16 protein-coding genes are annotated in these 19,965 nt (G+C 66.0%); 9 read left to right on the forward strand and 7 right to left on the reverse strand.

What is annotated here, in order from left to right:
• Window positions 1-179 precede the first annotated feature (179 nt).
• Both ACNR9O_RS06695 and ACNR9O_RS06700 read left to right on the forward strand, forming a co-directional pair.
• A complete protein-coding gene (locus ACNR9O_RS06695; protein WP_473682024.1) occupies window positions 180-419 on the forward strand; it encodes a hypothetical protein in 240 nt (79 codons plus the stop codon).
• Window positions 420-505: 86 nt separating this feature from the next.
• Complete coding sequence (locus ACNR9O_RS06700) at window positions 506-2,182, forward strand: amidohydrolase (protein WP_473682023.1); 1,677 nt, start codon at window positions 506-508, stop codon at window positions 2,180-2,182.
• A 49-nt stretch (window positions 2,183-2,231) separates the two neighbouring features.
• Here the strand turns inward: ACNR9O_RS06700 and ACNR9O_RS06705 are convergent, their stop codons facing one another.
• Window positions 2,232-2,816, reverse strand: a complete 585-nt coding sequence (locus ACNR9O_RS06705) for an FMN-dependent NADH-azoreductase (RefSeq protein WP_473682022.1) — start codon at window positions 2,814-2,816, stop codon at window positions 2,232-2,234.
• 117 nt (window positions 2,817-2,933) lie between these two features.
• Between ACNR9O_RS06705 and ACNR9O_RS06710 the strand changes: the two genes are divergently transcribed.
• From ACNR9O_RS06710 to ACNR9O_RS06720, 3 genes are all read left to right on the forward strand, one after another.
• Window positions 2,934-3,899 carry a LysR substrate-binding domain-containing protein gene (locus ACNR9O_RS06710; protein ID WP_473682021.1) on the forward strand — a complete coding sequence of 322 codons (966 nt, stop codon included), beginning with the start codon at window positions 2,934-2,936 and terminating at the stop codon, window positions 3,897-3,899.
• A gap of 82 nt (window positions 3,900-3,981) precedes the next feature.
• Window positions 3,982-5,127 carry a pyridoxal phosphate-dependent aminotransferase gene (locus ACNR9O_RS06715; protein WP_473682020.1) on the forward strand — a complete coding sequence of 382 codons (1,146 nt, stop codon included), beginning with the start codon at window positions 3,982-3,984 and terminating at the stop codon, window positions 5,125-5,127.
• Window positions 5,115-5,918 (forward strand): amidohydrolase, encoded by an 804-nt coding sequence (locus ACNR9O_RS06720; RefSeq protein ID WP_473682019.1) that lies wholly within the window; start codon window positions 5,115-5,117, stop codon window positions 5,916-5,918. The genes ACNR9O_RS06715 and ACNR9O_RS06720 overlap by 13 nt, the downstream gene beginning before the upstream one ends.
• 60 nt (window positions 5,919-5,978) lie before the next feature.
• Here the strand turns inward: ACNR9O_RS06720 and arsC are convergent, their stop codons facing one another.
• Genes arsC through ACNR9O_RS06740 form a run of 4 tightly spaced genes read right to left on the reverse strand, consistent with a single transcriptional unit; the run spans window position 5,979 to window position 9,630 of the window.
• Complete coding sequence (arsC, locus tag ACNR9O_RS06725; protein WP_473682018.1) at window positions 5,979-6,329, reverse strand: arsenate reductase (glutaredoxin); 351 nt, start codon at window positions 6,327-6,329, stop codon at window positions 5,979-5,981.
• A gap of 8 nt (window positions 6,330-6,337) precedes the next feature.
• Window positions 6,338-7,777, reverse strand: coding sequence for a pseudouridine synthase (locus ACNR9O_RS06730; RefSeq protein ID WP_473682017.1), 1,440 nt, complete (start codon window positions 7,775-7,777; stop codon window positions 6,338-6,340).
• Complete coding sequence (scpB, locus tag ACNR9O_RS06735; RefSeq protein WP_473682016.1) at window positions 7,774-8,694, reverse strand: SMC-Scp complex subunit ScpB; 921 nt, start codon at window positions 8,692-8,694, stop codon at window positions 7,774-7,776. Before scpB ends, ACNR9O_RS06730 begins: the two co-directional genes overlap by 4 nt.
• A gap of 33 nt (window positions 8,695-8,727) precedes the next feature.
• Complete coding sequence (locus ACNR9O_RS06740) at window positions 8,728-9,630, reverse strand: segregation and condensation protein A (protein ID WP_473682015.1); 903 nt, start codon at window positions 9,628-9,630, stop codon at window positions 8,728-8,730.
• Window positions 9,631-10,116: 486 nt separating this feature from the next.
• Between ACNR9O_RS06740 and ACNR9O_RS06745 the strand changes: the two genes are divergently transcribed.
• Window positions 10,117-11,292, forward strand: a complete 1,176-nt coding sequence (locus ACNR9O_RS06745; protein ID WP_473682014.1) for a DNA polymerase IV — start codon at window positions 10,117-10,119, stop codon at window positions 11,290-11,292.
• Window positions 11,293-11,383: 91 nt separating this feature from the next.
• Window positions 11,384-11,749, forward strand: a complete 366-nt coding sequence (locus tag ACNR9O_RS06750; RefSeq protein WP_473682013.1) for a PilZ domain-containing protein — start codon at window positions 11,384-11,386, stop codon at window positions 11,747-11,749.
• Window positions 11,750-11,818: 69 nt separating this feature from the next.
• Here the strand turns inward: ACNR9O_RS06750 and ACNR9O_RS06755 are convergent, their stop codons facing one another.
• Window positions 11,819-13,507 carry a long-chain-fatty-acid--CoA ligase gene (locus ACNR9O_RS06755; protein WP_473682012.1) on the reverse strand — a complete coding sequence of 563 codons (1,689 nt, stop codon included), beginning with the start codon at window positions 13,505-13,507 and terminating at the stop codon, window positions 11,819-11,821.
• Between the two features lie 138 nt (window positions 13,508-13,645).
• Here ACNR9O_RS06755 and ACNR9O_RS06760 point away from each other — a divergent pair, with 138 nt between their 5' ends.
• Window positions 13,646-14,080, forward strand: coding sequence for a hypothetical protein (locus tag ACNR9O_RS06760; protein ID WP_473682011.1), 435 nt, complete (start codon window positions 13,646-13,648; stop codon window positions 14,078-14,080).
• 57 nt (window positions 14,081-14,137) lie between these two features.
• Here ACNR9O_RS06760 and acnA read toward each other — a convergent pair whose 3' ends face one another.
• A complete protein-coding gene (gene acnA, locus ACNR9O_RS06765) occupies window positions 14,138-16,888 on the reverse strand; it encodes an aconitate hydratase AcnA (protein WP_473700714.1) in 2,751 nt (916 codons plus the stop codon).
• A 383-nt stretch (window positions 16,889-17,271) separates the two neighbouring features.
• Here acnA and acnB point away from each other — a divergent pair, with 383 nt between their 5' ends.
• Window positions 17,272-19,863, forward strand: coding sequence for a bifunctional aconitate hydratase 2/2-methylisocitrate dehydratase (gene acnB, locus ACNR9O_RS06770; protein ID WP_473682010.1), 2,592 nt, complete (start codon window positions 17,272-17,274; stop codon window positions 19,861-19,863).
• Window positions 19,864-19,965 lie beyond the last annotated feature (102 nt).

Genomic DNA, 19,965 nt, shown 5'->3' on the forward strand with positions numbered 1-19,965 from the left:
GCTGCGTCACATCTTTTACTGACAGCCAAGTAGTCCGAAGCCTACACATCCTGCCGCCAAGGCCTGATAGGACGAATCCTTGAGGGAATGCATGCTTGCCTCACCGGTAAATCAGGCGGAGCGCTGACGCCACAGGGCAGCCTGCCGACGACCGGTGTCCACTTTTTCGGGCCGCGCAAATGATCATCTATTCGCTCAAGCCATCGGCGGAAGGTCATTGGAGCATCTGCCGCTCGGGCTTCTGCCTGTTCAGCGACCTCCGGCTGGGGCCGGCCATCACGCTGGCGCGCGAAGTCGCACGTGACGAGCATGCGCGCTCCGGGCGGGCGGTCTGCGTGGAGTTGCCCGGGACAGAGTCGAGCATCCGGCTGGCGCAGTACGAGAACCGTATCGCGAGGGCGGTTGCCGGCGCGATCTGAGTTGGCGGGGGGATGGCCATCCGATTCTTGTCATATCTGCCTGGACGCGGGCAAAGTGGGACGATTCCCTTACCAGGACGCCTCGCATGCCTTTGTCCCGCTGTCTCGCCGCCGCCGTTCTGCTGGCGCTTTCCATGGGGCCGCTGCATGCGGCTACCGTACTGGTCAATGCCCGCATACATACGCTGGATCCGGACAAGCCGCAGGCCGGTGCGCTGGCCTGGAGCGATGACGGGCGCCTGCTCGCGGTAGGCGGTGCGGAAGAGGTGCAGCAGCAGTATCCGGATGCCAGCAAGATCGACGCTCATGGCGCCACCGTCATTCCCGGTCTGATCGACGCCCATGGTCATGTGCTCGGCCTGGGCATGGTGCGCGGACAGGCCGATCTGGTCGGCACCCGCTCCAAGGCCGAGATCCTGCAGCGGTTGAAGGACTTCGCGGCGAAGTTGCCCAAGGACGCTTGGGTGATCGGTCATGGCTGGGACCAGAACCTGTGGCCGGACAAGCAGTTTCCCAGCGCGGCTGATCTGGATGAAGCCTTCCCCGATCGTCCGGTCTTCCTCGAGCGCATCGATGGCCACGCCTCCTGGGCGAATACTGCCGCGATGAAGCACGCGACGAAGTCGTTGGATGGCGACTGGCAGCCCGACGGCGGACGTATCGTCCGTGTCGGCAAGCGCGCGACCGGTGTTCTGGTCGATGGCGCGCAGCCGCTGGTTGGCGCCGCGGTGCCGGCGCTCACCCCGGAGCAGACCCGTGAAGCTTACGCGCGTGCGTTCAAGGAACTGGTGGCGCAGGGCCTGACCGGCGTACACGACGCTGGCGTGAGCCTGGATGATTTCAGAGTGCTGCAGAAGATGGCGAGGGACGGGGATATCCCGCTGCGCCTGTATGAGATGGCCGACGGCAACCACGCCGCGCTGGACTGGCTGTGTATGCAGGGTGGGCAGTGGGCCGACTCCGGCGGTCACCTGCGCATGCACACCGTCAAGCTCTACATGGATGGTGCGCTAGGCAGCCGCGGCGCCGCGTTGTTGCAGGACTACAGCGACGATCATGGCAACCGCGGGATCTTCGTGACTTCGCCGCAGGACTATCGCGTCGCCGTGGAAAAGGCGCATGGCTGCCACGTACAGGTCGCCACGCATGCGATCGGCGATCGCGGCAACCGCACCGTGCTGGATACCTATCAGGCCGTATTGGGCAAGGATGCGGACAGCGATCATCGTTGGCGCGTGGAGCATGCGCAGATCGTCGCGCTGGACGATATCCCGCGCTTCGCCAAGCTGCGTCTGATCGCGTCCATGCAGCCGACCCACGCCACCTCTGACATGCCATGGGCAGCGCAGCGCCTGGGCAATGAGCGGCTGAAGGGCGCTTACGCCTGGCAACGCTTCCTGCACGAACAGGTGCCGCTGGCTTTCGGCTCCGATTTTCCGGTGGAAAGCCCGAATCCGATGCTCGGCCTCTATGCGGCGATCACCCGCCAGGACCTCAAGGGTCAGCCCCCGGGCGGCTGGCTACCGGACCAGAAGGTCAGTCGCATCCAGGCGTTGGTCGGCTTCACGCGCGCCGCCGCGTATGCGGCCTTCATGGAGCACGAAGTGGGCATGCTGAAGGAAGGCATGCGTGCGGACTTCGTGCTGCTCAATGCCGATCCGCTGCAGATCGAGCCGCGGCAGATCGCTGATCTGAAGCCGCTCAGTACCTGGGTGGATGGCAAGGCGGTCTATCAGGCCGGACAAACCGACGCCGCGCGCTGAATGGCGCGGCGCCAGTCCGGAGGGGGATCGATGTGGAGCGAGTGGAGGCTCAGGCGGCCTTGCGGGCGACGACGCCGATCGTGGCCTGCGCGGTCTTCAGGGCTTCCGCCTTGTGGTCGGCGCTGACATTCACACCCTCGGCACGGACATATTCGATGTCGGTAATGCCGAGGAAGCCGAGCACGGCGCGCAGGTAGGGCTCCTGGAAGTCCATCGGCTGGCCGGCGGTGCCGGTGCCGTAGAAGCCGCCGCGGCTGGAGGCGATGATCACGCGCTTACCCTTGGCCATGCCCTCGGGGCCCTCGGCGGTGTAGCGGAAGGTCTTGCCGGCGACCGCCACGCGGTCGATCCAGGCCTTGAGTGCGCTGGGGATCGAGAAGTTGTACATCGGCGCGCCGATCACGATCACGTCGGCCGCCAGGAACTCTTCCAGCACCTCCGTGCCGAGCGCGGCAGCCGGATCGGCGGCATCGGCCACCGGGCTCCAATGGGGGAGGGGCCGGGCGGCCAGGTCGCGGTAGGTCACTTCCGCACCGGGCTGCTCGCGGACGAGCTCGGCTACGATGGAGGCGGTCAGGCCGCGCGAAACGGAGTGGCTGCCCAGGGAGCTGGAATCGATATGCAGGAGCTTCATGGCTATTCCTCGATCAGGGGCCGGCGGTGTGTCGGCGACGGGAATAACGATATTCTTGGAACAATCGACCGATAAGATGGTCATTTGCGAACTAATTGTTCTGAATTGGAAACAAAGATGACTGTACTCGATGGCGCCTTGCAGGATCTCAACGACCTCTACTTCTTCGCCTCGGTCGTCGAGCATGGCGGCTTTTCGGCGGCCGGGCGGGCGCTGGGCATTCCCAAGTCGCGTCTGAGCAAGCGCATTGCGCAGCTGGAGGAGCGCCTTGGCGTGCGCCTGCTGCAGCGGACCACGCGCCGTTTCGTGGTCACCGAGGTGGGCGAGCGCTTCTACACGCATTGCCGCGCCGTGCTGGAGGAAGCGCGCGCCGCGCAGGATGCGGTGGACGAACTGCGGGCCGAGCCACGCGGCGTGGTGCGCGTGAGCTGCCCCAATTCGCTGGCGCAGACCATCGTGGCGCATGTCCTTCCGGATTTCCTCGCGCAGTATCCGAAGGTGCAGGTACGGCTGCAGGCCACCAACCGTCGAGTGGACCTGATCGGCGAGGGCGTGGACCTGGCGATCCGCGTGCGCAGCAAGCTGGACACCGACGCGACGCTGGTGATGCGTACCTTCGGGCAGTCGCGCGTGCTGCCCGTGGCCAGCCCGGCGCTGCTCAAGCAATGGGGGCGCCCGAAAGTACCGGCCGACTTGTCGTCGATGCCTGCGCTGGCAATGAACGAGCACGAAGGCGCGCAGAGCTGGGAGCTGCTCGGGGCGGATGGCGAGCGTGTCGTGGTGGACATCCAGCCGCGCCTGGTCTGCGGCGACTTCTCGGTACTGCTGGAGTCCGCCCGCCGCGGCATTGGCGTGACGCTGTTGCCGGAATTCGTCTGCGCACCGGCGATCAGCAATGGCGATCTGGAAGTAGTGCTTCCGGATTGGAGCGTGCCGGAGGGCACCATGCACTTCGTCTATCCCAGCCGGCGCGGCCTGCTGCCCGGCGTGCGCGCCTTTGTCGATTTCCTCGCCGAGCGGTTGCCGGAGACGACGCTGCGCAAGCACGAGGAATGCCGTAAGCGGCCATGCCCGGAGGTTTGATCCGGGCGGTGTGCCAAGCGGCAGGGCTTGGCGGCGCTGCGTGCTAGCATCTGCGTTTGGACTTCCAAACACCCAAGGCCCCATGCATATCGACACCAAGCTTCCGAAGGTGGGCACGACCATCTTCAGTGTGATGAGCCAGCTCGCGGTGGAGCACAAAGCCGTCAATCTGGGGCAGGGCTTTCCCGATTTCGAACCGCCGGAGGCACTGCGCGATGCGATCACGCGCGCGATGGCCGAAGGGCGCAATCAATATGCGCCGGGCATCGGTCTGCCGACGCTGCGCGAACAGATTGCGCTGAAGACCGAGCGCATGTACGGGCGCCGCGTCAACGCCGATACGGATGTCACGGTCACCTCCGGCGCTACCGAGGCTCTGTTTGCCGCTATCGCGGCGGTGGTCCGTGCGGGCGACGAAGTGATCGTGTTCGATCCGGCTTACGACAGCTACGAGCCGGCGATCGAGCTGCAGGGTGCCAAGGCGGTGCATATCCCGCTGACCGTCCCGAGCTTCGGCATCGACTGGCAGCGGGTGCGCGACGCCATCACGCCGCGTACGCGGATGATCCTGGTCAACAGCCCCCACAATCCGTCGGGCGCGGTGTTGTCCGCCGCCGACCTGGACGAACTGGCGGCGATCGTGCGCGATACCGAGATCGTGGTGCTCTCCGACGAGGTCTATGAGCACATCGTGTTCGACGGTGCGCTGCATCAGAGCGTACTGCGCCATGCTGAACTGGCCGAGCGCAGCATCGTGGTGTCTTCGTTCGGCAAGACCTACCACTGCACGGGCTGGAAGGTGGGCTATGCAGTGGCGCCCAGGACGCTGTCGGCTGAGTTCCGCAAAGTGCATCAGTACCTCACCTTCTGCACGTTTCATCCCGCACAGGTCGCGTTCGCCGAATTCATGGCGAGCACCCCCGAGCACTACCTGGAATTGCCGGCGTTCTATCAGGCCAAGCGCGATCGCTTTCGCGCACTGCTGAAGCCGTCGCGGCTGAAGCTGCTGGACGTGCCGGGCGGCTATTTCCAGCTGGTCGATTACTCCGTTATTCGCGAAGAGCCGGATCTGGCTTTCTGCGAGTGGCTGGTCAAGCAAGCCGGCGTGGCGGCGATTCCGTTGGCGCCGTTCTACGAAACGGCGCCGGAGACCCGCCTGGTGCGCCTGTGTTTCGCCAAGAGCGATGCGACCATGGAAGCGGCAGCGGAGCGTCTATGCAAACTCTGAGCGTCAGCTTGGTCCAGGGCGCCACGCGTTGGCATGACGCGACGGCCAATCGCGAGTATTACGGCGAACTGGTGCGCGGTCTCGCCGGCAGGACCGATCTGGTGGTGCTGCCGGAAACGTTCCTTTCCGGTTTCAGCAACGACACCCGCGTGAGCGCGGAGACGATGGACGGCGAGGGCGTGGCCTGGCTGCGCGCGCTGGCGCAGGAGGTAGATGCGACCCTGTGCGGCAGTCTGGCGATCCGCGAAGGCGATACGGTCTACAACCGCCTGCTGTGGGTGCGTCCTGATGGCAGCTTCGCGCAATACGACAAGCGCCATCTGTTCCGCATGGCCGGCGAACACACGCGCTATGGCGGCGGTCATGAACGCCTGATCGTGGAGTTGAAGGGCTGGCGCATTCTTCCGCAGGTCTGCTACGACCTGCGCTTCCCTGTGTGGCTGCGCAACCGGCGCGTGGAATCGGCGGCGGGTGGGATGGATTACGACCTCGCGCTGTTCGTCGCCAACTGGCCCGCCCCGCGCCGCCAGCCCTGGCGCACGCTGCTGCGCGCCCGCGCGATCGAGAACCTGAGCTATGTGGTCGGCCTCAACCGCGTCGGCGTGGATGGCAACGACCTGCCGTATGCCGGTGACAGCGCGGTGATCGATGCGGTGGGCGAGCCGCTGATCGAACTGGGGGCGCAGGAACAAGTGGCGACGGTGATGCTGGACCCGGCGCCCTTGCTGGCGCATCGCGAGCGGTTCCCGGCCTGGATGGATGCGGACGAATTTTCATTGCGCCTCGATTGAACAGGCAGCGCCCTTGCGCATGAAAAAAGGCCGCCCTTGAGGCGGCCTTTTTTGTGGGCGCTACAGAATGCCCAGCACCGATTCTGGCGGGCGTCCCAGCCTGGCCTTGCCGTTGGCGACCACGATGGGACGCTCGATCAGGCGTGGATGATGGGACATCGCGGCGATCAGCTCGTAGTCGCTCAATGCAGGATCGTCCAGGCCCAGCTCGGCGTACTCCGTTTCACCCTTGCGGATCAGTTCGCGCGGAGTCATGCCGAGCTGATCGAGCAACTGGACCAGTTCCTCCACGCTGGGAGGCGTGTCGAGATAATTGATCACCTCGCACTGACACCCGCGCTCCTGCAGTAACGCCAAGGTCGCGCGTGATTTGGAGCAGCGACTGTTGTGGTAGATGCGGACCGCGTTCATCGCGTTGCTCAGCGATTGCCACCACGCGGACCGCCACGGCCGCCACCGTGTGGGCGGCCGCCGCTGCCAGGACGATTGCCGCCACCCTGGGTCGGGCGATTGCCGCCGCCCTGGCCACCCGGGCGATTGCCGCCGCTACGCGCCTGCGGACGTCCGCCCTTGCCCTGGCCGCCGCCAAAGCCACCGCGATTACCGCCGCCGCCAAAACCACCATAGGGATTGCCACCGCCTTGCGCCTGGCCCGCCGGGCCACGCTTGCCGCCGCCACGGCGGTTGCCGCCGCCGTAACCCTGGCCCTGGCCCTGGGACGGGCTGCCGCCTTCACGGCTCTCGCCGGCGAACCAGGTGCGCACGGAGGGCAGCTCCTGGCCCGGCGCGACGCCGCGCTTGCCCTTGCGGCGACCGGCCGCCGGCGCGCGCTCGGGGCGCGCCACGTTGCCGTTCACTTCCTTGCCGGGACGGCGGCGCTGCTGCTTGCCGCGCGCCGGCTCCTCGCGGATGCGGTCGAATGCGCGCAGTTCGCGTGCTTCGTCGTGATAGGAGCCGCTCCAGGCGTTGCCGGCACCGCGCTCCGGGCGGTATTCGGTGACGTTGCGAGTGGCGCGGCGCTGGTGCAGGACCGGGCTGAGTGTCAGCACCGGCTGCGGCGCGCCGAGGCCGCTGGTCTCGCGCAGCTGCTTCACGGCTTCCTCGTCCAGTGCCTCGCAATCGCCGCGGCGCAGCATGCGAGGCAGCTCGACGCTGCCGTAGCGGATGCGCTTGAGGCGGCTCACCAGGAAGCCCTGGGAATCCCACAGCCGGCGCACTTCGCGGTTGCGGCCTTCGCGGATCACCACGCGGAACCAGCTATGGCTGCCGCCGCGGCTGATCACGCCGATCTCGTCGAAGCGGGCAGGGCCGTCTTCGAGCTCCACGCCGGCTTTCAGTTTCTCGATGATCTCATCGGGCACCTCACCATGGACGCGGCACAGGTACTCGCGCTCCAGGCCGCTGCGCGGATGCATCAGCGCATTGGCCAGTTCGCCGTCGGTGGTGAGCAGGAGCAGGCCGGTGGTGTTGATGTCCAGGCGGCCTACGGCGACCCAGCGCGCACCTTTCAGGCGCGGCAACTGCTCGAACACGGTGGGACGGCCTTCGGGATCTTCGCGCGTGGTCACCACGCCCTCGGGCTTGTGATAGACCAGCACTTCGGTTTCGTCGCGGTTGTCGGTGGCGACGACGAACTGCTTGCCGTCGATCACCACGCGGTCGCCCGCGTGCACGCTCGCGCCGATGCCGGCGGGGCTGCCGTTGACTTCGACTTCACCGGCCTGGATACGCTGTTCGAGCATGCGGCGCGAGCCCAGGCCTGCGTTGGCGAGCACCTTGTGCAGGCGCTCTTCGAGGGCGGGGGCGGCGGGGCGCGCGTCGCGCTTGAGGGTCAAAACGGATTTCTGCGGCGCATTCATGCGCGGTACTCCTCGGTGTCTTTCGGGGCGTCGCCGGGTTCGGCGTCCGCCTGGTTCTCTGCCTCGACGGCAGTGATGGTGGAAGGTGCGGCGGGCATGGCCTCGCCGGTTTCGTAAGACGCGGCCTCGACGGCGGCGGCTTCGGCGTGTTCGTTGATCGGTGCGGCGGCATCGCCGGGTTCGGTGACGGCAGCGACCTCCGCAACTTCGACGTCATCGGGCTGCTGGCCGGCGACATGGAAGGGTTCTTCGCCTTCGCCGTCGGTATTGTCCTCCAGTTGGCCTTCCGCGGCGGTTTCGCCGGATTCGGCCGTTTCGGCGTCGGGATCCACCGGCAGGTCGCGCGCGACGCGGACCGGCAGTTCCTCGATGAAGCGCATCTGCGGATCTTCCATGTCGCGAATCTCGGACAAGGGCGGCAGCTCATCCAGCGACTTGAGATTGAAGTAGTCGAGGAAGGCACGCGTAGTGCCGAACAGCGCCGGTTTGCCCGGGACGTCGCGGTAGCCCACGACGCGGATCCACTCGCGCTCTTCCATCGTCTTGATGATGTTGGAGGAGACCACGACACCGCGGATCTGTTCGATCTCCGGGCGCGTGATCGGCTGGCGGTAGGCGATCAGGGCGAGCGTTTCGAGCAGGGCTCGGGAGTAGCGGCTGGGCTTTTCCGTCCACATGCGCGAGATCCAAGTATGAACCTCCTGGCGCACCTGGTAGCGGAAGCCGGAGGCCACTTCCCTGAGCTCCACGCCGCGACCGGCGCAGTCCTCGGCCAGCGCTTCCAGCGCGCGGCCGATCTGCTCGCGGTCGACCTCGTCTTCCTCGCCGAAAAGTTCGCCCAGCTGCTGAACGGTGAGCGGCTGGGTGGCGGCGAGCAGGGCTGCCTCGATGATGTTCTTCAGTTGCTCGATCTGCATGGCCTTGATCGGATGCGGATGCGGTTAGTCGGCTTAGTCGGCGGCGGCCTGTTGGGGCTCGTCTTCGACGGATTCTTCTTCGGCTCGGGTGGCTTTCGCCCTGACGTAGATCGGCGCGAGCGGTTCCTCCTGCACGATCTCCACCAGCATTTCCTTGGCCAGCTCCAGCATGGCCAGGAAGGTGACCACCACACCGAGACGGCCTTCCTCGGCGTCGAACAGCGATTCGAAGCGGTGGAAGCTCGCATCGCCGAGCCGGCCCAGCAGATCGCCCATGCGCTGGCGCACGCTCAGCGCCTCGCGCTTGATCGCGTGGTGACCGAACAGTTCGGCGCGGCGCAGCACGTCCTTGAGCGCCAAAAGCAATTCCTTCAGGTCCAGCGGCGGCGGGAGCTTGATCACCGTGCGCTCACCGGTGTCCGCATGCACCACTACCGTGTCGCGCTCCACGCGGGGCAGGGTGTCGATGTCCTCCGCCGCTTTCTTGAAGCGCTCGTACTCCTGCAACCTGCGCACCAGCTCGGCGCGCGGGTCTTCCTCGATGCCTTCCTCCGCCGGTGGGCGAGGCAACAACAGCCGCGACTTGATCTCGGCCAGGATCGCGGCCATCAGCAGGTATTCGGCGGCCAGCTCCAGCCGCATCACGTCCCGCATCATGTCGATGTATTCCATGTATTGCCGGGTGATCTCGGCAATCGGAATGTCCAGGATGTCCAGGTTCTGCCGGCGGATCAGGTAAAGCAGCAGATCCAGCGGGCCCTCGAACGCTTCCAGGATGACTTCCAGCGCATCCGGCGGGATGTACAGGTCCTGCGGCATCTGCAACACCGGTTCGCCGCGCACGATGGCCAGCGGCATTTCCTGCTGTTGCGGTACCGACGCGAAAGCGTCCTGTGGTGTTGCCACCGGCTGAGGCTCGACTGGCTCAGTGCTCATCAATACATGTCGTTGGGCCGTCCACGACGGCTTGCAGTGCGTTCACGTTCGGAACTGTTGGATTCCACCGGCATTCGCTCGAGGAACGTCCCCGTTCGGGTGAAGACCTGCCGTCGAACACCCGTGAAACTCCTTGCACGATGACTAGCCAGGACGCGCTTGGCGCCCGTCGCGGCACCTGCATGACGAAGCCGCGCGGACGGCGGTATCGATCAGGCTGGCCGTGAGCGACCCTTGTGCGCTTGAGCCGGGAGGCGATCCACGGCGAAGGGCAAGCCGAAACGCGTGATGGTCTGCGTCACGGACGGACAAGAGGTCTGCTGAGTGCATCGGGTGGGTGCCCTGGCTGCCGCTGGCTTGTTCGGCAGGCGCACCCTCTGACCCACGCGGAATCAAGGTTAACGGCTGCTACCCGCCAAGTCCAGTATGTCGAATGCGCCAGGGCAGCTACCGCGGCGAACGGGCCATCGGCAGAATAGATGCGGCATGCCTATGGCCGAACGCTCGATCATTCACGTCGACATGGACGCCTTCTACGCGTCCGTGGAGCAGCTCGACCGGCCGGAGCTGCTCGGCCAGCCGGTGATCGTCGCCGGTCTCGGGCGGCGCGGTGTGGTTTCGACCTGCAGCTACGAGGCCCGGCGCTACGGCGTGCGCTCGGCCATGCCGACCGCCCAGGCGCGGCATCTCTGTCCCGACGGCGTATACCTGGCGCCGAGGGCCGCGCGCTACGAGGAGGTTTCGGCCCAGGTCTTCGCCGTGTTCGAAGCAATCACGCCGCAGGTGGAGGGGCTTTCGCTGGATGAAGCTTTCCTGGATGTGTCCGCCAGCCTGCGGCTGCTGGGCGACATGGCGGGCATCGGCCGGCGCATCAAGCAGGAGATCCGGGAGCGCACCGGCCTGACGGCCTCTGTCGGCATGGGACCGAACAAGCTGCTGGCCAAGCTGGCCAGCGAGCTTTCCAAGCCCGACGGCCTCCTGCGCATCCGCGCGGAAGAGGCCACCGAAAGTCTGGCTCCGCTCCCGGTCGGCCGGTTGTGGACGGTAGGACAGGTTACCGAACAAGCCCTGCATAAGCTGGGCATCCGCACTATCGGTGAATTGGCAGCATGTGACCCGGCGCGTCTGACCCGGGCGCTGGGGCGTCAGGCCACGGTGTTGCAGACACTGGCTCGCGGCGAGGACGAGCGGCCGGTGCAAGCCGTGCGGGCGGAGCAGTCAATCGGTGCCGAGCACACCTTCGACCAAGACCTGGAGCAGTTGGAACTGGCCGAATCCTGGCTGTTGCGCCAATGCGAGCGCGTGGCCGCGAGGGCGCGTGCCCGCGGTCTCGAAGGCGCGACGGTGACAGTGAAACTGCGTGAGCCGCCCTTCATCACGGCTACCCGGCAAGCGCCACTGGGCGCGCCCAGTGCGTCGGTCGCAGAGATTTACGCAGTGGCACGCCGCTTGCTTAACATCTGGTGGCAGAGGCAGTCGAGGCCACGCCTGCGCTTGCTCGGCGTGAGCCTGTCAGGGTTCGACCGGCCTCCGCAGGAAGATATGTTCGCGATGGGCTCCAAGGGGGCGGCGACGGACCAGGTGCAGGACCGGATCAATCTGCGCTTCGGCACGGGCAGTCTGGTGCGCGGGGGAATTCTGCGCACGCACAAGCGGGATTGAACCGTTCGCGGCTGTTTCATCAGCGGCCGTGGATAACGTGGACGGCACCGCATGACGGTGGCGGCCGTGGATGGGATGGGGAGGAGATGGCATGACCAAAGCCGACGGCAAGCACAACAGCAGCGGTGAGCAGCTGCGCCCGGCGCGCATGCGCATCGAGACCACCGTGCTGATGAGCCGTGGCAGCCAGTCGCAGCCGACCGAATTGGTGGATATCTCGGCGACCGGGGCGCTGCTGCGCCGGCCGCTGGGTTGGCAGGGAGAGGTGGGGCAGAGCTGGATGCTGGACATGATTTTCGGCCATGACCTGCATATCCACCTGGAGGCCCAGGTGGCGCGCGTGTCCGACCGTCACATCGGCTTCGCCTACACGCGCATTCCGGAGGACAAGCAGGTGCCGTTGTGGAACCTGCTGGGCGGCTACGCCGACATCCTGGAGACGTGGCACGACGACTGATGTCGTCGCGGCGGCCGTTCGGGAGCGCCCGCACCGTCCGGTGCGGGCGTCACGTCAGGCGATTCGTACTCAGGCCGCGGGAGCGGCGCTCTTCTTCTCGTCGCGCAGCTCGCGGCGAAGGATCTTGCCCACGTTGCTCTTGGGCAGCGAATCACGGAATTCGATGTACTTGGGGCGCTTGTAGCCGGTGAGGTTGGCGCGGCAGAACTCCTTGAGCGCCTCGACCGTGAGATTCGGATCCTTGCGCACCACGAACAGCTTCACCACTTCGCCGGAATGCTCGTCGGACACACCCACGGCGGCCACTTCGGCCACGCCCGGATGGGTCATCACGATGTCCTCGACCTCGTTCGGATACACGTTGAAGCCGGACACCAGGATCATGTCCTTCTTGCGGTCGACGATGTAGAAGTAGCCGTTCTCGTCCATGCGGGCGATGTCGCCGGTATGCAGCCAGCCGTCCGGGCCGAGCACCTTGGCGGTCTCGTCGGGGCGATTCCAGTATCCCTGCATCACCTGCGGGCCTTTCACCATCAGTTCGCCCACCTCGCCGACCGGCAGCGACTGGCCTTCCTCCGACCAGATCGCGACATCGGTCGAGGGGATGGGCAGGCCGATGGAGCTGTTGTAGTCCTTGAGGTCGAGCGGATTGATGCAGGCGGCCGGCGAGGTTTCGGTCAGGCCGTAGGCTTCGGCCAGCGTCACGCCGGTCACTTTCTTCCAGCGCTCGGCCACGGCGCGCTGCACCGCCATGCCGCCGCCAAGGGTCAGGTGCAGGCGCGAGAAATCGACCTCGGTGAAACCGGGCGTGTTGAGCAGGCCATTGAACAGCGTGTTGACGCCGGTGAGCGCGGTGAAGCGGGATTTCTTGAGCTCCTTGACGAAGCCGGGCATGTCGCGCGGGTTGGTGATCAGCCAGTTCAACCCGCCCAGGCGCATGAACACCAGGCCGTTCGCCGTCAGCGAGAAGATGTGGTACAGCGGCAACGCCGTGATGATCACCTCTTCGCCCGGCTTGGCGTTGCTGCCGATCCAGGCGCCTGCCTGCAGCATGTTGGCAACCATGTTGCCGTGCGAAAGCATCGCGCCCTTGGCCACGCCGGTGGTGCCACCGGTGTACTGAAGGAAGGCGAGGTCGGCGTGGGTGAGCGTCACCTTGGGCATCGGATGCGCGGCACCCTGTGCGAGGGCGTCGCGGAAACGTACCGCATGCGGGATCCGGTACGGCGGCACCATCTTCTTGACGTGCTTGAGCACGAAATTGATCACCGCACCCTTGAGGCCGAGCAGGTCGCCGATGCCGGTAGTGACGACGTGTTCCACCTCGGTCTCGGCCACGACCTGTTGCAGCGTCGCGGCGAAGTTGTCCAGCACCACGATCGCCTTGGCGCCGGAGTCTTCCAGCTGATGTTTCAGTTCGCGCGCGGTGTACATCGGGTTGGTGTTGACCACGACCAGCCCGGCGCGCAATGCACCAAACAGCGCGATGGGGTACTGCAGCACGTTGGGCATCATGATCGCGATGCGATCGCCCTTGGAAAGTTTGAGCGTGCCGGTGAGGTAGCCGGCGAACTGCGCGCTCAGCTCATCGATCTGCCCGTAGCTGAGCTCCTTGCCGAAGCTGTGAAACGCGGGGCGGTCGCGGAACTTCGCAAAGGCTTCCTCCAGCACCGCGGCGACGGAGGCGTAGGCATTGAGGTCGATCTGCGCGGGTACGCCTTCCGGGTAGTGGGCCAGCCACGGACGCTCGTTGCTCATGTTTGTTCCCTGCTCCTGTATCGAATGCCGTCGTCGCCGTCGCGCGCCCTGAGGCATCATGGTGACGCGGCATTGGAGCATACGCCCGCGTACAGCGGCAAGCCGCGCCGCAGCGGGATTTCGGGGGTATCCAGGCCAATGCGCAAGCTTGTTTTCGCCGTGTTTTTCTCCGTGCTGGCGCTATGCCTCGCCGGTTGCCGCCGCGCGCCTGACGAGGTGCGCATCCGCCAGTCCATCGAGTCCGCACGGACCTCCGCGACGCAGGTAGATGCCGGCGGGCTGACCGACGTGTTGAGCGAAGACTTCGACGGCAACGGCGGCGCGATGGGCCGGAAGGACCTCGGCAATCTGCTGCGCCTGGCCCGGTTCCGTGGGGAAACCGTGCATGCGGTGACGGGCCCGATCGATGTGGAGCGGCGCGGCGATCGCTATGTGGCGCGCTTCACGGTCACGCTGAGCAGCGGCGGCAAGCTGTTTCCGGCGGAACTGGGGATGTTCAAGGTGGAAACGGGCTGGCGCAGGGAAGGGCGTGAGTGGCGCTGCTATACGGCGAGCTGGGAACGCCAGCTCTAGCGTCGGAAAGAAGAACGCCGCCCGAGGGCGGCGTTCTCGTCTGACATCGCGCTACGATCAACCCGCCTTCCTGCCGGCCAGCTGGCGCAGCACGTACTGCAGGATGCCGCCGTGGCGGAAGAACTCGCGCTCCTTCGGCGTGAGCAGCAGCACCTTCACGGTGAATTCCTTCCTGCTGCCGTCGGGCGCGGTGGCGGTGACCTTCGCTTCCTTCGACTCGCCGTCGCGCAGCCCGGTAATGTCGAAAGTTTCCTTGCCGGTCAGGCCCAGCGATTGCGCGTTCTGGCCGTCTTCGAACTGGCAGGGCAGCACGCCCATGCCCACCAGATTGGAGCGATGGATGCGCTCGAAGCTTTCGGCGATCACTGCCTTGACCCCCAGCAGTAGCGTGCCCTTGGCCGCCCAGTCGCGCGAAGAGCCGGTGCCGTATTCCTTGCCGGCCAGCACCACCAGCGGCGTCTTGTCGGCCTTGTACTTCATGGCCGCGTCGTAGATCGCCATCTGCTCGCCGCTGGGCACGTACAGCGTGTAGCCGCCTTCGACGCCGTCGAGCATCAGGTTCTTGATGCGGATATTGGCGAAGGTGCCGCGCACCATCACGTCGTCATTGCCGCGGCGCGAGCCGTAGGAATTGAAGTCCTTCGGCTCGACGCCCTTGCTGATGAGGAAGCGACCCGCCGGGCTGTCCTTCTTGATCGAGCCGGCCGGCGAGATGTGATCGGTGGTGATCGAATCGCCGAACAGGCCGAGTACGCGGGCGCCGTGGATGTCTTCCACCTTGCCGACGTCACGCGTCATCCCGTCGAAGTAGGGCGGGTTCTTGATGTAGGTGGAGTCGCCCCACTGGTATACCGAGCCGTCGGGCGAGGCGATGTGATTCCAGCGGTCATCGCCCTTGAACACGTCGGCGTAGCTCTTCTCGAACATGGCCGGGTTGATCGCGCCGGCGATGGTGTCGGAGATCTCCTGGTTGCTCGGCCAGATATCCTGCAGATAGACCGGCTTGCCGTCGCTGCCGGTGCCGAGCGGGTCCTTGCTCAGGTCGATGCCCAGCGAACCGGCCAGCGCATAGGCGACCACCAGCGGCGGCGACGCGAGGTAGTTCATCTTCACCTCGGGATGCACGCGGCCCTCGAAGTTGCGGTTGCCGGACAGCACGGAGGCCACCGCCAGGTCGCCCTCGGCGATGCCCTTGCTGATCTCCATCGGCAGCGGCCCGGAATTACCGATGCAAGTCGTGCAGCCGTAGCCGACGATGTAGAAGCCGACCTTCTCCAGCTCCTTCAGCAGCCCGGTCTTTTCCAGATAGTCGGTGACCACCTTGGAGCCGGGGCCGATCGAGGTCTTCACCCATGGCTGCGCCTTGAGGCCCTTGGCGGCCGCCTTCTTGGCGAGCAGGCCGGCGCCGAGCATCACGGCGGGGTTCGACGTATTGGTGCAGGAGGTGATCGCCGCGATCACCACGGCGCCATCGGACAGGCGGAAGTTCTGCCCGTCCTTCTCCACCAGCACACCGCTCTCGGAGACGGCATTGGCGGGGTTGCCGATCGCGGCGGACCCGCCTTCATTGATGAAGCTGGAGGTTTCTCCATCGCGAGGACGGCGGTTGGCGGTGAGCGGGCCGAGCGCGTCGTGGAAGCTCTTCTTCACGTCCGGCAGCAGCACGCGGTCCTGCGGGCGCTTCGGGCCGGCGAGGGACGGGCGCACATCGCCCAGGTCCAGTTCCAGCGTGGTGGTGAACTGCGCGTGCGGGGTGTTCTCGTCGTGCCACAGGCCCTGCGCCTGCGCATAGGCTTTCACCAGTTCGATCTGCGCTTCGCTGCGGCCGGACAGGCGCAGGTAGTTCAGTGCTTCCTGATCGATCGGGAAGATGCCGCAGGTAGCGCCGTATTCGGGCGCCATGTTGCCGATCGTGGCGCGATCGGCCAGCGCGAGATCCTTGAGGCCCGGGCCGAAGAACTCCACGAACTTGCCCACGACGCCGAGCTTGCGCAGCATCTGAGTGACGGTGAGCACCAGGTCGGTGGCGGTGACGCCCTCGGAAAGCTTGCCGGTGAGCTTGAAGCCCACTACCTGCGGAATCAGCATCGACGACGGCTGGCCCAGCATGGCTGCCTCGGCCTCGATGCCGCCCACGCCCCAGCCCAGGACGCCCACGCCATTGATCATGGTGGTGTGCGAGTCGGTGCCGAAGACGGTGTCCGGATAGGCCCACGACTGGCCATCCTTCTCGGCGGTGAACACCACACGAGCCAGATGCTCGAGGTTCACCTGGTGCACGATGCCCGTGCGCGGGGGCACGACCTTGAAGTTGTCGAAGGCCTTCTGGCCCCAGCGCAGGAATGCATAGCGCTCCTGGTTGCGCTGGAACTCGATCTCCACGTTCTTCTCCAGCGCGGATTCCGAGCCGTAGACGTCCACCTGCACCGAGTGGTCGATCACCAGTTCGGCCGGCGCCAGCGGATTGATCTGCTTGGCGTCGCCGCCGAGCTTGACCACCGCGTCGCGCATGGCGGCCAGGTCCACCACGCAGGGCACGCCGGTGAAATCCTGCAGCACCACGCGGGCGGGCATGAAGGCGATTTCGGTATCCGGCTCGGCTTTCGGGTTCCAGCGCGCGACCGCCTCGATCTCCTTGGCGGTGACGTTGACGCCGTCTTCGTGGCGCAACAGGTTCTCCAGCAGGATCTTCATCGAATAGGGCAGGTGCCTGATATCGAAGCGCTGGCCGAGCTTGGCGAGGCTGGCGATCTGGTACGAGCTGCCGTTGACCTTGAGGGTGTCGCGGGTGGCGAATGAATCCAGCATGGGAATAGCTCCTGTTGCTTGAGTCTGCGGCGCACGGGGGCGTGGCCGGGGGATCCTAGAGCAGCGGGTGTGAGCGAGGGCGCAAACGCAGGATTCCGCTCCACCGATTCTGGGCAGTTTGAGGCAAAAGGCGCTACGCGCAAGTTACCCATCCGGCTATTTCGCGTGCTCGGCCTTGCAAGATATCGAACGCTGGCGGAAACAACGTCTTGCGTTGCGGCGCATGCTGCACGGCTGGCAAAATATGCGGCTGAAATGACGCCCGGAAACGGCTTGGGGACTGGCTTCGCAGCTCTTCGCCCGGACCTGGCCTCGTTCTGCCGCGGCCGTCCCGTCTTGTGCGCCGGCGGTCCGCCTCCCGCCATTCAACGGACGAGAACCACATGCTCAACGCCTATCGCCAACACGTCGCCGAGCGCGCCGCCCTGGGTATTCCGCCGCTGCCGCTGACGGCCCAGCAGACGGCCGACCTGATCGAGCTGCTGAAGAACCCGCCCGCTGGCGAAGAGGCCTTCCTGGTCGACCTGATCGCGAACCGTGTGCCGGCCGGCGTGGACGATGCGGCCAAGGTCAAGGCGTCGTATCTCGCCGCCGTGGCGTTCGGCACCGAGAAGTGCCCGCTGATCACCCGTGAGAAGGCGACCGAACTGCTCGGCACCATGCTGGGCGGCTACAACATCCATCCGCTGATCGAGCTGCTGGACGATGCGCAGGTGGGTGGCATCGCCGCCGAGGCGCTGAAGAAGACCCTGCTGATGTTCGACGCCTTCCACGACGTCAAGGACAAGGCGGACAAGGGCAACGCGAATGCCAGGTCGGTGCTGCAGAGCTGGGCCGACGCGGAGTGGTTCACCAGCCGCCCGCAGGTGCCCGAGAGCCTGACCATCACCGTGTTCAAGGTGCCGGGCGAGACCAACACCGACGACCTGTCGCCGGCCCCCGACGCCACCACCCGACCGGACATCCCGCTGCACGCGCTGGCGATGCTGAAGAACAAGCGCGAAGGCGCGCCGTTCCAGCCGGAGGAAGACGGCAAGCGCGGCCCGATCCAGCAGATCCAGGACTTGGCCAAGCAGGGGCACCTGGTCGCTTATGTCGGCGACGTGGTGGGTACCGGTTCCAGCCGCAAGTCCGCCACCAACTCGGTGCTGTGGTGGACGGGCGAGGACATCCCGTTCATCCCGAACAAGCGCTTCGGCGGCGTGTGCCTGGGCGGCAAGATCGCCCCGATCTTCTACAACACGATGGAAGATGCCGGCGCGCTGCCGATCGAACTGGACGTCTCCAAGATGGAGATGGGCGACGTGGTCGAACTGCGTCCCTATGAGGGCAAGGCGCTGAAGAACGGCGAAGTGATCGCCGAGTTCCAGGTGAAGTCCGACGTGCTGTTCGACGAAGTGCGCGCCGGCGGCCGTATTCCGCTGATCATCGGCCGCGGCCTCACCGCCAAGGCGCGCGAGGCGCTGGGGCTGGCCCCGTCCGCACTATTCCGCTTGCCGCAGAACCCGGCCGATACCGGCAAGGGCTTCACCCTGGCGCAGAAGATGGTCGGCCGCGCCTGCGGTCTGGCCGAGGGCCACGGCGTGCGTCCAGGCACCTACTGCGAGCCGAAGATGACCTCGGTGGGTTCGCAGGACACCACCGGCCCGATGACCCGCGACGAGCTGAAGGACTTGGCTTGCCTGGGCTTCTCGGCCGATCTGGTGATGCAGTCGTTCTGCCACACCGCCGCCTACCCGAAGCCGGTGGACGTGAAGACCCACCACGAGCTGCCCGCCTTCATCTCCACCCGCGGCGGCATCTCGCTGCGCCCGGGCGACGGCGTGATCCACTCCTGGCTCAACCGCATGCTGCTGCCCGACACCGTGGGCACCGGCGGTGACAGCCACACCCGTTTCCCGATCGGCATTTCGTTCCCGGCCGGCTCCGGCCTGGTGGCCTTCGCGGCCGCCACCGGCGTGATGCCGCTGGACATGCCCGAGTCGGTGCTGGTGCGCTTCAAGGGCGAGCTGCAGCCGGGCGTCACGCTGCGCGACCTGGTCAACGCCATTCCGCTGTACGCCATCAAGCAAGGCCTGCTGACGGTCGCCAAGCAGGGCAAGAAGAACATCTTCTCCGGCCGCATCCTGGAGATCGAAGGCCTGCCGAACCTCAAGGTGGAACAGGCCTTCGAGCTGTCCGACGCCTCGGCCGAGCGTTCGGCCGCCGGCTGCACCGTGCGCCTGGACAAGGCGCCGATCATCGAATACCTCAACAGCAACATCACGCTGCTGAAGTACATGATCGCCCAGGGTTACCAGGACGCCCGCTCACTGGCCCGCCGCATCAAGAAGATGGAGGAGTGGCTGGCCAACCCGCAACTGCTGGAGCCGGATGCGGACGCCGAGTACGCCGCGGTCATCGACATCGACCTGGCCGACGTGCACGAGCCCATCGTGGCCTGCCCGAACGATCCGGACGACGTGAAGTCCCTGTCCGATGTGGCCGGCGCCAAGATCGACGAGGTGTTCATCGGTTCGTGCATGACCAACATCGGTCACTTCCGCGCGGCGTCGAAGCTGCTGGAAGGCAAGCGCGACATCCCGACCCGCCTGTGGGTGGCTCCGCCGACCAAGATGGACCAGCAGCAGCTGACCGAGGAAGGCCACTACGGCGTGCTCGGCACGGCTGGCGCGCGCATGGAAATGCCGGGTTGCTCGCTGTGCATGGGCAACCAGGCGCAGGTGCGCGAAGGGGCCACGGTGATGTCCACCAGCACCCGCAACTTCCCCAACCGCCTGGGCAAGAACACCAACGTGTACCTCGGCTCGGCGGAGCTGGCGGCGATCTGCTCGCGCCTGGGCCGTATCCCGACCAAGGAGGAGTACATGGCGGACATCGGCGTGATCAACGCCAATGGGGAGAAGATCTACCGCTACATGAACTTCGACCAGATCGCCGACTTCAAGGACGTCGCGGACACGGTCACGGCCTGAGCTTCCCCAGGCAGGTAATGCGAAGCCCGGCCCTGTGCCGGGCTTCGTCGTTTATGCTTTGCGCCGCCTCGATGCCGGGGCAGGGCGACGAGGCGCAGGCTG

This window comes from Dyella sp. CR10, from assembly GCF_055814425.1.